This window comes from Shewanella donghaensis (assembly GCF_007567505.1).
In the GTDB taxonomy this organism is placed as follows: Bacteria; Pseudomonadota; Gammaproteobacteria; order Enterobacterales; family Shewanellaceae; genus Shewanella; species Shewanella donghaensis.
In genome coordinates this window covers 2,863,183-2,876,804 of sequence record NZ_CP041783.1, presented here as the reverse complement: position 1 = coordinate 2,876,804, position 13,622 = coordinate 2,863,183, and the positions used below count along the sequence as shown (strand labels likewise).

The window sequence follows — 13,622 nt, the reverse complement described above, 5'->3', positions numbered from 1 at the left end:
TATAGTTCAAAATAATAAATCCAATTTTAAAGGGGGGGATTTTCATGGGGGAGCTATCATTGGGGGTATTTGAAATTGGTTGGTTTTACGATTGCTATTGGGGACGTATCAGAACAAACCGCTGAGCTAGTGCTCCTGGTAATGAGCCTTATCCAGCGGTATTTTAGGGCTATTTAAGCGCTTTTTTGCTCGGCCAAAATCTCAGTGAGTACTTGTTTATATGACTCAACTGGGTGAGCGCCATTTAAGGCACTGGTACGATTAAAGACGACAGTGGGTACTGAAGAAATACCGGCAGCTGTCCATTGGCTTTTTTCTGCATTGATGTGAGATCTCGCCTCTGGATTGTCCAATAATGTCATCGCTTCATCAACATTTAGTCCTACAGCTTTGAGTTCATTGGCTAATACGTTTCTGTCAGAGACATCTTTATGTTCACTAAAGTAGGCTGAAAATAATCGTAATTTAAGTTCAGTTTGCTTGTTAAACTGTTTAGCGTAGTCCAGTAATATATGAGCATCGAAAGTATTGACGATATGCATGTTGTCGCCAAAGTTAAATTCAAAATCGAATTCGGCGCCGCGCTGAGCAATATTTTCTCTGGCTTTATCGCTATCTTCTTTGCTCGAACCATATTTACGCGCCACATGTGCACGTAATTCTTCACCTTCTGCTGGCATGTCTGGATTTAACTCAAACGGTTGCCATTCAAGTTCAACTTTGTCTTCTATGCCCAGTTCGTTAATGGCTTGCTGCAAACTTTTGTAACCGACCACACACCATGGACAAACTACATCTGAAACGATATCGAGCTTAATTTTATCTGACATATTACACCTTGGCTTGTTATGTGATTTTGTACTTTTACTTGCACTTAGTTACAGGTTTTAAAATCATTAAAGCTGATAATCATCAGCTTTAATGTTAACCGTAAACGTCTTATTTACTAGCGGACGCTTGTTTAGAGACTACTTTTTCCAAGCAAATTGTTCGAATGGTTTATCTACAGGCGTTTTAGCAACGTGATTAACGTAGTTGCTGATCACTTTTTGTGACAGCCCTAAAATGATTTCAAGTAACTGTTGCTGACCATAACCTGCAGCAAAGAAGGCTTCCATTTCTGCATCGGATAACATGCCGCGATTACGCACCATCAATAAGGTGGTGTCATGCAGGGCTTGTAATTTAGCAGTAGGCATTGCGGTGCGATTTCTCAGTGCTTCAGTTAATTCGCCATCTACTTTCATCATATGGGCGATACCAGTATGGGCTGGAACACAGTAAGTACAACCATGTTCGACATTAATTGTTTGCCACACCACAGTTAACTCTTCTGCATTAAAAGATGAGTTTTCGAATAGGCTATGTAGAGTTTGATATGCCTCAAAGGTATTCGGTGATTCAGCAAGTACGCCATGTAGATTTGGCACCATGCCAAAGCTTTTTAAAGATTGCCCTAACATTGCTTGGCTTGCTTCTGGTGCTGACTCAATAGTGTGAATAGTAAATTTGCTCATGATGGCTCTCCGAATTTGAATGCTCTATATAAATAATTTATTTCAAGTCAGTTAGCGCTAGTAAATCATAGTGGGTAACTTCATTGTGTGAGATAAATATAGCTCCAATTGAACGATCGTTCAAGCTGTATTTTGAACGGATGTTCAATTAAAGGCTTAAGTTTTGTTAATTAGTTGAAAATATTATATAAACTAAAATAATATTTTTATGGCCACCGTGGTAAAAGCCATGATTAATCGGTGTAGGCACTAAATATTGATAACGGTAAGCGAAAAATCGACTCATATGTACGAATCTATCGCCAAGTAGGATGAAATTAAGGTGATTGAATTTAAGGCTAAGGGAAAGCGTTGAGGTGACTTTGTTTGGATTCACTTTTGTATGCAGGCTATGATTGATAAGTCTAAAATCTTTAAGTGACTTTGCGAAAAGCCCTGTTTCTTAAGCACTGTTTCGTAAGAACTGCTGAGTAATACCGTCGCGTAATACTTTAGCGTAAAACTGTAGCAGTGAGCACTGTCGCGTAAGCACTTTAAAAATCCGTTCGTGTTTCAAGGAAATCATCAATGCAGTCTATTACTAAACAGTTAAGTCTTTTTCTTGATGTGGTGCAGCAGGGGTCTTTTACAAAAGCGGCTGCTTTGCATGATATGGATAACTCGCTACTGTCCAAGCAAATCAAAAAACTGGAAGCCGAATTAGGGGTTCAATTACTTAACCGTTCGACTCGGTCTTTTTCATTAACCTCAGCGGGTGAAGAGATCCTTGAGCAAACTCAAGTTTTATTAGACACCTTAACTCAAATCCAAAATATAGCAGATTCATATCAATCTGAGCCTAAGGGCATAATTAGAATTACCTCGTCTATTTTCTTTGGTCAAGAATATCTGCAACCTGTCATCACGCAATTTATGAATCGATACCCCAATGTTAAAGTGACGATGTCGCTGGACGATAAGCGTGCTGATATTATTTCTGATCAGTTTGATGTGGCATTTAGGATTGGAAAATTAACGGAATCTAACTTGATCGCTAAGAAAATTGCTAATACGCATTTTGCCATTCTAGCCTCAGAAGATTTCGTTAAAGAGCATGGTTACCCGCAGTCTCCTGAAGAATTAATTCAGCTTCCGGCGGTGATTTATAGCAATGGTAATGTTGTATTGGATCAAATGCGTTTATCGCAGCAACCACATGGCGAACAATTTAAAAATTATAAAATGCGCGGTAATTATAGAGTCAGTGATATGAGAACGATTATTGAAGCGGTGAAGGACGGTTTAGGTTATACCAAGATTGATCTGTTTAATCTGAATAAGTCGATTACTGAACTTAAGCTAGTGCCCTTATTAACCAACTACGCTTTGTCTACCATGGACACCGGTATATATGCTGTATATCCACATCGTAAACAAACATTGTTAGTGAGTGAGTTCATTAAAGCAGTACAGCAGTATATTGGCACCCCGCCATTTTGGGTTGAACATGTGCCGAATTATAAAAGCTTATACAAATAAAAATGCAGTAAGGATTTGTGGTTAAAAAGAGATGCTATCACCAATAATTATGGCTTTAAAATGCCATAAACTTGCTTGCTACATGTCATTGGGCTTAGCTATTTCTAGCTTTATGGCAGAGGTATACGGTATATATCAGCATCATTAATACCTTGCATACTAGCAATGAGGCTGTCATTTTTACCTGCAGCTAAGCTACGCTCATGTCGCACGCTCATGGATGGTAATGCAAAAGCGGTTTGTAGGTTTCCTTGTTTATCTCGGCTTTTTATTAAGTCATTTTCATCAGAACGTTCAAGAAAATAAAGTTGCTCATTTTGATAGAAAAAGCTGCCCCAATCTTTTGCTCGTAAGCTGTTATTTATTTGGACTGGCTGGGTTGTGCCTGAAGCGAGATAATAAATACCCGCCGTGTTATCGAGGGTGTAATAAATGCCTTGTTGTTCATCTGTGATGGCATACTTCACATTATCGCTTAACAATAATTCAATGTTTTCTGTTTCAAAATTATAGCTATACAGCCCCCACAGCCCATCAATAAGCGAAGAGTAAATGACTTTACTACCATCAAGGCTGAATGATGCGTAGCGGATATTTCCCTTCACTTTATCTATTTTAGATAAGCTTAAATCAGCAGTATTACCAACATAGAGTTCATTGTAATCTTTGCCTGTAGTGCGAATTGGCGCGACATAATGTGAACTGACTGGCGATACCGCTGGAATACTTACCATACCGATGTTATCGGTTAGCATAATATTGTCATTTTGCTGTTTGAACCATAACTCCCAACTACCGGATCTATTTGACAGAAAAATTAAGCTGTCAGTGGTTGGCGAGTACTGGCCGTATAAATCTCGAGAGGATGAAGTCAGCTGTTTTAGCACTCTGCCATCAGTCAGTGAACGATGGGTGATGTGTTCTTGAGAGATATGTCTTGAGTAATACAGACTATTTGTTGCTTCGTTAATGGTGATACTGCTAATGGTCTCGTCTTGATGAAAGTCAGTTAAGGTTTTTTGGCTAAAGTCATATTGCTGAATAATAAAGTTAGCTTCTCTTAATGCCGTAAAATACAACTGATTTGTGTTGTGGTCCCAATCTAATCCAATGACTAATGTTTCTCCGCTAATCAGTGTTTGTTGGGTTTGATCCTCAACGGATACCAGGATGATTTCAGCAATCATATTTTCCTGACTTCGCATCACAGCAAGCTGTTGTGAATTGGCTGACCAAGTCATCATTAAGTCATGTTCGCCAGTTTTAGGCCGAGTAATGGCTTCAATACTTTGGGCTTTTAATCCATAAAGATGAACAGCTGAGCTATCATCAACTTTTTTCACATAGGCTAATGAGTCACCATCAGGAGACCACTCAAGGCTGTGCAAGTAACCAGTACTGATACAGCCACTATCGAGCTGTTTGTCTTGATTACTAATAAGATCGCGCACATGAACAAAGCATTCGCCAGCAGCGGTAATTCTTAAATAAGCCAGCGATTGACCGTCAGGTGACCAGGATGGAACGCCTTCAGTATCTTTACTCATTGAAACTTGCCTAAGCGGCGCCGAACTGTCGTGTAAATCTTTGATGTATAGATGGCCTTTTTCACTGTCTTTACGCCATTGAAAAGCCATTAAGCGGCCATCTGCGGAAATCGCAGCACGCTCTTCTACCCCTTCGAAATTAGTAATACGTTCAGGTGCTAGAGTGAGTTTTTTAGCAAGCTGCCCGTCATTATTAACGCTAGAGTTAACCTGGTGTAAGTAAGCAGCAACCACTGTGATAATACTGAGTGATATGGCGAGAAAAAGTGGTTTTTTAAAAATTGGAGTTGCTTGCTCATTATGACTTATTGGTGTCACAGAGCTTGCGGGTTGATTAATGGGGATGGGTTCAATGAGTAGTTGATAACCCACTTTAGTGATGGTTTTGAAATACTGTTCAGGCAGTAATCCTAACTCTGTAAAAGACTTTCGCAATTGCCAAATGGCGTTACCTGTTCCACGCTTGCCTACTTCTACGTTTCCCTTCCATACTTCTTCAATGGCTTGTTCTTTGGTGACCGTTTTAGCGGGATGAAGAATGAGTAATTTTAAAAACTCGAATACTTTTGCCGGAAGGGTGACACTCTTGTCTTCGACAGTGATCGTCATGTCGTAACAGTTAATCGTGCATTGACCGATTAAGTAATGTTGATAAGGAAGTGAAATCATTGAAGTAGTATAAACTCCTGAGCTTTATTATTATTTTTTGTTTTTTCAGATGAATATAACGTACAGGTAAAGATTACCTTACTAACAACCATTAATGCCTTTTGTGCATTCTTTGATAGTTTAAGTGTCTAACATAACTGATTAACAGGTCGTGTGAATAGGATGTAATTTTTAGTAGCTCATTTGTTAAAATTCAATAATTATTTTTATTATATATTTTAGTTACTTAGATGTTTTTCAGTGTTTCCTAATGTATTGTTTCAATTTGTATCATTACAGAAAGAGCACCCATAAGGGTGCTCTTTTTAGTAACGATTTAAAGTTTAAACATTTATCTTGATGACTAAAACGATAAAATTAACGTTTTATTTTACGGCGCATACCGATTAGTGCCAGTAAACTCAAGCTTAAGAAACCTAAGCTACCACCGTCATCATTGTCAGACTCTGGTTCAGCCACAACGACGGGTGCATTAATGGTCATCGTAAAGCTGGCTTCAGTTTTATTGACCATATCGTCAGCTGTTACTACAACATCATAAACACCCGCGGCAGCGGTACCAGCTATCATGCCTGTTTTGCTATCAATACTAATACCTTCTGGTAAGCCTGTGGCACTAAATGTTAATGCATCACCTTCAGCGTCGCTAAAGTACATTGATGCATCAATTTCAGCAGCTTGTTGATCGGCCATAGTGACCGCAGGCATAGCTTCATTGAGTACAGGCGCAATATCATTAACATTACTTATGTTAATCATCACTTTAGATACTGCCGTGAAAACTTGACCTTGCTTTCCTATCACTTCCAACTCGTAGCTAGTATTGCCGGCATCATAGTCCAGTGCTTCAGGGTTATTGACCACAATCTCACCGCTATTGGTCACTGTGAATGGGTCACCAGGAATCGCTTTAGCTAACGAAAGCGCATACGGAGACCATTCAGCTTCAAAGTTACCGTTGGCAAAGAAAGTTTCAGCATCTAACTCAATCGTTGCAACAACACTGCCCATAGCAGCATCTTCATTGATGCTATGCATTTGACCATCTTTTGGGTGAGGTATAAATGCATATGCGCCTTGGCCGACAGGTACTGCCATTGCCCAGTTATCCTCAAGGCTCATCATTAGCATGCCATGGTTATCACAACCTATGCTGCCAAAACCGAAGGTAAAGCTACAAGTGCTAGCCACCCCTAACTCAACACTTTCACCAGGAGCTAGTGTTTCCATATGGCTGTACTGTTTAGTTTCACCTTCTTCAACTAGGCGAGAAATGAGTGGTAGAGCACCCGAATTTGATTCTATTTCTACCATCTCACCCGTCATCCAATCAAAGATGGTGGTGGTGTCTATTTTACCGTATTTTACGGGGTTAAATAGAATGATAGGCTCGCCTAAGTTGGCCGCGGCATCGCGGTCAGTGCCGAATATCCAACCTTGATTTTGGTCAAAGCCATCAATGTTTGCCATGTTTTCGCCATGGTAAAGTTCATCCATACAATATTGGGCGACGAAGTTCTGACCATGTCCAGTAACATAAGTCGGTAAGGTTGATTTAGTGTAACGGCCATAATGATCGGTATAATCATATTCTTTATTGAAATCAATGTACCAAGATTGTGGCTGACCATTTTCATCCACTTCAATGAAACCGCTCATGCCGACTTGAGTGGCTTCATCCCATGCATATGGGTCGCCAGTGACTTCTTGATCTAATCCTTGATCAATAACAAATTGTTCTTGATAAGAGCTCCAGTAAACGAGTGCTACGCCTGCTTTATCAAAGTGGTTTGCCATGCCGACATCGTTAGGTTTAAAAAACTGACCAGCAACAACCATCTTTTTACCTGATGAACACATGGCTTCGTCATAAACACCACCCGCCACGGTTTTTAATATGTTGCCTTGAGTGTTTTCTTTACCGACCGGAAGTTGTGCGCGACTGTGCATGGCAGGGAATACTGCATAGGTGGTGTCAGTGGTACTGTCATTAGTAAACTGCTGAACATGTGCGCCAGCGTCAGGGGCGAATTTTAATGTGAGTTCATTACCATATTGTTCTTCAAAGGTATTAAAATCACGTGTTATTTTACTGCTATTACGTGGTTTCGCTAGCCAGCTAATCGCAATAGTAGGCACTTCATCTGCGGTTAATTGTAACTGGCCAGATAGTTCAATCGCCTGCCAATTTTCAATGGTTAAGTCTGAACCCGTTTTCATTGGCCAGTTTTCAAGTTGGTCAAAATTAACTACCATCGTCACAGGAAAGACTACCGTTTGACCTTTTGGTACGCTGATGGTTGAAGGATATTCCCATGTTAGAGCAGGAGTACCACTTTTATCTATGCTATTTAAAGCAACATCATAGGTGACGGTTTCTTCCGACAAGTTTTTAAGTTGCACTTCTTTCATGAAACGCTGAGTGCCAGTACCTTCTTGGAAGCCAAAATTTAAATTAGGCTGATAACTGCCTTTCTCCCAAGCCACAGCATTAGACATTAATGCTGCGTCAATGTTCTCGACACCGCTACCAATCAGGGTAATTTCACCTTGCTTGTTATTACGATCCATTACCGCGTTGTTGGCAGTGTTCATCAATAGTGCTTTGATTTCGATCATTGATAATTCAGGGCGTTTAGATTTCAGTACCGCAGCGGCAGCAGCAACTCGTGCAGCAGCCATTACAGTGTCTGACTCGGTGTCCATCTCATCACCGCCACCGACCACAGCAACGTCGATGTTTTCAGCATAACTGACCATATCAGGTTTAGTGTAATTGGTTGCTCCACGTACAGGGCCATAAGGTGTTTTCTCGGTCACCATCATGTTGTCTTCAGCGTCAGCGGTGATACCGCCAACACTTAGGGCGCTAGGTGCAGCGCCACGCCATGTCATATTGAAGTTATTGTCGTACCACTCTCCGCCGTTACCAGCATTAACTACGACTAAACTGCCTAATGCTGAAGCCATTTGGATAGCGTAGGCTTCAATCACAGCGCTAGAAACACCATCATCATGCTCGGCATAGAATGCATTACCACCAAGGGCGTCAACCACAATAATGTCGGCTCTGTCATCAAAACTACCATCTTGATTTGGATCCAGTGCGTACTCAAGTGCCATTATGAAGCTACTCGAAGTTTCTCCAGTTAAGCTATATCCATAACCCCATGGGTCAGAAACGTTTGATGTTTTGTAGGCAGCAATTTTAGCGCTAGGTGCTAAGGCATGTACTACACTGGCTAAGCGAGTACCGTGTCCTGTATTGTGGGTTGCACCGTCATAATCACGAGTAAAGTAAACGTTTTGATCGATTGGGTTAGGATCAAACCCCCAGCCTGCATCACTAGCCAAATCCATACCTTCAACTACAACTTCAGTCGGGAAACCATCAAACGCATTGACTGAGTTCGCCATAGCTGTGGCATAAGTTTCAACCGTACCGTCACCGCCTAATGATGTATGAGTATAATCCACACCACTACCAATAATGGCGACTTTAACACCTTCTCCAGCAGTCAAATCATCTGATAATACAGGGGCTTTAGTTGTGGTTGTCGCGGCTTTCGTCAACTTGCTAGTATTTAATACATTGTTGGGTACGCTGATCGGAGAGGCTGCAACGACAACGGCTTTAACACCAGGCATTTGTTTGATTTTATCGATGTAACTGGTGTCTGCTTTAACACGAATAAAGTTACTGACAAGTTTTGAGCCTGGTAGAGTTTTGATGTTGCCATCAAGCGCTTTTATATTGTTGATTATTGCTTGTTGATTGGTTTCGATCTGCTTTAAAGACTGAACAAATTTTTGCTTGTTATTAATAGTTGCCTTAGTCAATGAACCCTGTTCTGACAGATAGACATATAGAGTGGCGTTTTGGGTTTGTGCTACAGAACTTGAGAATGCAGATAAGGTATCTGATTGTGTCGTGGCATAAACAGCTGTTGGTGCCAGCGCCGCGAGTGCGATACAGGTTGCAAGTTTTGACTTCTTAAATGACATAGGGTTTCCCTTCAAAGTTATTGTTCAATCTATTTCTTATTTTTGGTTAACTTGAGCCGCCGTACTCCAAGGCTAATTAAGTCAGAAATTATTCTGCTCAACACTCGTACATAATGTTTTCAGCGATACGGTGGCAAACCACAAGTAAACCACTGTTGATTTTGTTTCTTTTCTCTTTCAAATAATTTTCATTTACTTATTAAACAATAAGATAGATGTATTATTTTTTAAGAATATTGAAGGAGGATAGTCGAATCGTCATATTTATCTGTTAAAGCAGTTTTTGAGTTTGTTTTTGATACATTCAGATACATGTTTGTTTTTTAAGTGCTTGAATAAAAAGAAATTGAAATAAAAATGAAGCTTAAATGAAGTCGAATAGTCGCTGTTTATTTGCCTCTTAATAAATCAATCGAGTATCAAGGTTATAGCAAACAACAACATTCCAATTTGCAGGCTAACATTCAAGATTATCCGCGGTGGGTTTGTGAGAGAAATAATAATTAGAACGAGGAAGACATTGTGACGTCGATATATAAAAAGAGCTTAATAGCCGCAGCATTAACCTTAGCTTTTGCGCCTAGTATCAATGCAAATGTTGTTGATACTCGTGGGTTGGATACCGATGGTAACCACCGCAGTAATCCAACCACCGCTACCACGCGTAATATTGAAAACCTTTATATGGTGTTATTAGACGATCAGCCTCTTGCAACTTATCATGGTGGTGTAGAAAATTTAGCAGCAACCAGCTTATTAAGTAACCCTACGAATACCCGCAAAGGCAATAGCGTATTAAACGTTAAAAGTGCCACCAGTCAACATTATATCCAATACCTTAAAAGCCAAAGACAGCAAACATTAGCGCAGGCTAAGTCCCGACTTAACCGTCAGCTGTATATTAAAAATGAATATCAAATCGCATTAAATGGTTTTAGCACTGAACTCTCAGAAAAAGAAGCGCAAACATTGGCTTCAATACCAGGCATTAAGCGTGTTGATAAAGTCGAGTTACGTCATTTAAATACTGATAGCGGCCCTAAACATATTCAAGCACCCAGTGCCTGGGATGGCACAGCAACAGGTGTAAGCAGTATGGGTGAAGGCGTGACTGTCGCGATTATGGATACTGGTATTAATGCTTTTCACCCATCATTTGCAGATGTTGGCGCAGATGGCTATGACCACATCAATCCATTGGGTGAAGGTGTTTATGCTGGAGATTGTGCAAGTTCAGAACTGGCCCATTACTGTAATGACAAATTAATCGGTATATGGGGTCACCCAGATTTGCTAGCTGACTATACGCCAGAAGGTGATGACTTGATTGCTATTGATCATAACGGTCATGGTTCTCATGTGGCTTCAACCACAGCAGGTAATGTGGTTAAAGATGTCCCAGTATTTAATGCCGTAGGCGAAGAAGCTGAATTTACCTTAGGTGAAATCAGCGGTGTTGCTCCACACGCTAATATTATTTCATATCAGGTGTGTGTCGCTGATGGTAGCTGCTGGACGGATATTACAGCTTTGGCTGTTGAGCATGCTATTGAGCATGGCGTGCAAGCGATTAACTATTCAATTGGCGGCGGCGCGAGTGACCCATGGGGTGACAGTGACGCTTTAGCATTTTTAGCGGCGCGAGAGGCGGGTATTCATGTTGCTGTTGCTGCGGGTAATGATGGCCCTGGAGCTGAAACCGTTGGCTCGCCAGGCAATGCACCGTGGTTAACTACTGTTGCTGCCTACACGCACGATCGTAACTTCACAGACAAGGATGTCACCTTTACGGGTGGAGATTATGATTTAGCTGCTTTAACAGGTAAAGGGGCTACTAGTGGTATTTCTGGCGAAATCGTTTTTGCTGGAGACTTTGATAATTCAGGCTGTCTTGAACCTTTTGCTGCTGATACATTCTCTGGCCAAATTGTCGTATGTGAGCGTGGTGACATTGCTCGTGTGAGTAAAGGTACGAATGTGTTAGCGGGTGGCGCCAGCGGTCTAGTACTGATTAATGTTACCAGCGCAGATGAAACTGTAGACGCAGACTTACATGTGCTACCAACGATTCATTTAGATATTGAACAAGGCAAGTTACTCACTGATTGGTTGGCATCTGGCACAGGTCATTCAGCAACTATTGGTGCATCTGTAATGGAAAGCGATCCTGCAAAAGCGGATATTGCGGCTTCGTTTACCTCTCGAGGCCCTGAGTCAATTATGAACCGTTGGTTAACACCGCATATTGCAGCACCCGGTGTAGCTATTTATGCGGCGAATACTGAATACCAACCTTGGCATGAAGACGCTAATAAAAACGAATCACCATTCACCTTCATGGATGGTACATCGATGGCGACGCCGCATATCACTGGGGCTTATGCTCTGATTGCTGCATTAAAGCCTGAGTGGTCACCCGCGCAGGCACAATCTGCATTAATGCTCAGTGCTGAAACCGACACCTTATTAGAGGATGGCGTTACACCATCAGACTTTTTTGTTGCTGGCGCTGGCAGCGCACGGATAAAGGCGGCGTTGAATGCGGGCCTTGTGATGGATATGTCCTATGACGACTACATTAATGCTGATCCAAGGTTGGAAGGTGAACCAGAGGAAATGAATCTGGCATCGGCATTAAAAAATGAATGCATGATGGAATGTAATTGGACTCGCACGTTTACTGCAACAGCGGCATCGACTTGGACTGTGACTGGTTCTTCTGACACGACAGGTATGTCGATCAGTGGCACGCCAAGTAGCTTTACATTGGCAGCGGGTGAAAGCATCACACTTGACGTGACAGCATCTATTGGTAATGGCTACGCATCAGAATATGGCATGGGACATTTAGTACTAACCCCAAATAATAATTCCCTAACACCATCAAAATTACCGATTATAGGCAGCTTTGTTGCTGGTAGCTTCCCTGAAAACGTGATGTTGCTAACCGCTAAAGATAATAGCAGTGCTGAAATTTCAGGTATTACCACTGTAGGGTCAAGTGACTTACAAGTGGGGGTGTTTGAATTAGCTGAAATTGAAGTCATCGAGACCACGATTCCTCGTGATGACAGTGATACTTCAAATTGGCCAACCAATGTTTATAACGACAGTACTAAGTATTATTCGCAGTTAATCAATGTCACACCTAATACCAAACGTATTGTGGCGAGAGTGAAACATACTAGTTCACCAGATTTAGATTTGTATATCGGTCGCGACAGTAATTATAACGGCCAACCTGATAATGCGCTTGAGTTCGATGAGCTAATTTGTATGAGTGCCACTGAAACGGCATATGAATCTTGTGAAGTGAATGATCCTGCACCAGGTTCATATTACGTTACAGTGCATAACTTTGGCGATACTTCAGCGCCATCAGATGTTGAAGATGAAATGGTGTTAGAGCTGGCTATTATTGGTAAAGATGATGGCAGCGTGACGGTAGATTATAAGAGTGAAGTGGGCAGTAACGAAGACATTGGCCTAGTACTTAATTGGAACAAACCATTAAAGCCAGACACCTTTTATACGACAGTGCTAGAAATTGGTACGGGTGTTGATGTGAAAGATAATATTGGTTTAATGCCCGTTGAGCTTTATCGCTACGCGACTTTTGCTCAAAGCAGTTTGGATGTAGAAACGGCTGATACTGGTGACATTGTGACCTTATCTATCGCTTTAGCGGATAACAATTCAGACAGCGAAAGAACGATAGATGTTTCTGCTACTGTACCTACTGGATTGACGGTCAACAGTGACAGCCATCAAGGCACTACGGAGGCAGATACAATTTCATGGCAAGTGGTGCAAGCACCTAATGAAGTGGGTCAAGTCATCATGGTGGCGTTTGATACTCAAACATTGGTGATGTCGCAAGAATTGCAATTTGATGTAACTCATATTGTTGACAGTATCGGTTTCGATGAGTCACTAGCTCCTGTGATGCTTGAAGGTATTCCTGTTGCCATGATTAACGGCGCAGTTTCAGTAGCATTAACTGCTGATGAATCAACTAGCGTAACATTGGCTGCAACAGGCAGTACTGCACCAAATAGTGATGATGTGCTCACTTATGCATGGACACATGTTTCAGGTCCTGCAGTGACATTTGCAGATGCGACAGCGATGGAAACACAAGTCAACTTGCCTGCCGTAGATACAGATGGCACAGCTGTTATTGAACTTGTCGTCAGTAATGGTCAGAAAACGGCAGTTGCCGCAGTGGCGAACATCGCCATTAAAGCAGAAGTGATTGCACCTACGCCAGATCCTGACACGGGTTCTGATTCAAGTGGTGGGTCAATGGGTGGCTTTATGTTACTAGCAGGTCTTTTAGGATTAAGACGTCGTTTTAAATAAATAG

Annotated in this window: 6 protein-coding genes; 2 read left to right on the top strand and 4 right to left on the bottom strand. The window is 41.4% G+C overall.

The window, feature by feature from the left end; all coding sequences use genetic code 11:
* Positions 1 to 173: 173 nt before the first annotated feature.
* Together FPK91_RS12170 and FPK91_RS12165 are read right to left on the bottom strand one after the other, a co-directional pair.
* Entirely contained in the window at positions 174 to 830 is a 657-nt protein-coding gene (locus tag FPK91_RS12170; RefSeq protein ID WP_144211495.1) for a DsbA family oxidoreductase, read from the bottom strand.
* Between the two features lie 138 nt (positions 831 to 968).
* Complete coding sequence (locus FPK91_RS12165; protein ID WP_144211494.1) at positions 969 to 1,517, bottom strand: carboxymuconolactone decarboxylase family protein; 549 nt, start codon at positions 1,515 to 1,517, stop codon at positions 969 to 971.
* 567 nt (positions 1,518 to 2,084) lie between these two features.
* On the opposite strand from FPK91_RS12165, the gene FPK91_RS12160 reads away from it, so the two are divergent.
* Complete coding sequence (locus FPK91_RS12160; protein ID WP_144211493.1) at positions 2,085 to 3,035, top strand: LysR family transcriptional regulator; 951 nt, start codon at positions 2,085 to 2,087, stop codon at positions 3,033 to 3,035.
* Positions 3,036 to 3,145: 110 nt separating this feature from the next.
* Here FPK91_RS12160 and FPK91_RS12155 read toward each other — a convergent pair whose 3' ends face one another.
* Together FPK91_RS12155 and FPK91_RS12150 are read right to left on the bottom strand one after the other, a co-directional pair.
* Positions 3,146 to 5,251, bottom strand: a complete 2,106-nt coding sequence (locus FPK91_RS12155; protein ID WP_144211492.1) for a winged helix-turn-helix domain-containing protein — start codon at positions 5,249 to 5,251, stop codon at positions 3,146 to 3,148.
* A gap of 357 nt (positions 5,252 to 5,608) precedes the next feature.
* Positions 5,609 to 9,256, bottom strand: a complete 3,648-nt coding sequence (locus FPK91_RS12150) for a S8 family serine peptidase (protein WP_144211491.1) — start codon at positions 9,254 to 9,256, stop codon at positions 5,609 to 5,611.
* Positions 9,257 to 9,778: 522 nt separating this feature from the next.
* Between FPK91_RS12150 and FPK91_RS12145 the strand changes: the two genes are divergently transcribed.
* Entirely contained in the window at positions 9,779 to 13,618 is a 3,840-nt protein-coding gene (locus FPK91_RS12145; RefSeq protein WP_144211490.1) for a S8 family serine peptidase, read from the top strand.
* Positions 13,619 to 13,622: the final 4 nt, after the last annotated feature.

Coding starts and splice junctions, on each gene's coding strand:
- FPK91_RS12160 (WP_144211493.1), top strand. CDS start 2,085: ATGCAGTCTATTACTAAACAGTTAAGTCTTTTTCTTGATGTGGTGCAG.
- FPK91_RS12150 (WP_144211491.1), bottom strand. CDS start 9,256: ATGTCATTTAAGAAGTCAAAACTTGCAACCTGTATCGCACTCGCGGCG.
- FPK91_RS12165 (WP_144211494.1), bottom strand. CDS start 1,517: ATGAGCAAATTTACTATTCACACTATTGAGTCAGCACCAGAAGCAAGC.
- FPK91_RS12170 (WP_144211495.1), bottom strand. CDS start 830: ATGTCAGATAAAATTAAGCTCGATATCGTTTCAGATGTAGTTTGTCCA.
- FPK91_RS12155 (WP_144211492.1), bottom strand. CDS start 5,251: ATGATTTCACTTCCTTATCAACATTACTTAATCGGTCAATGCACGATT.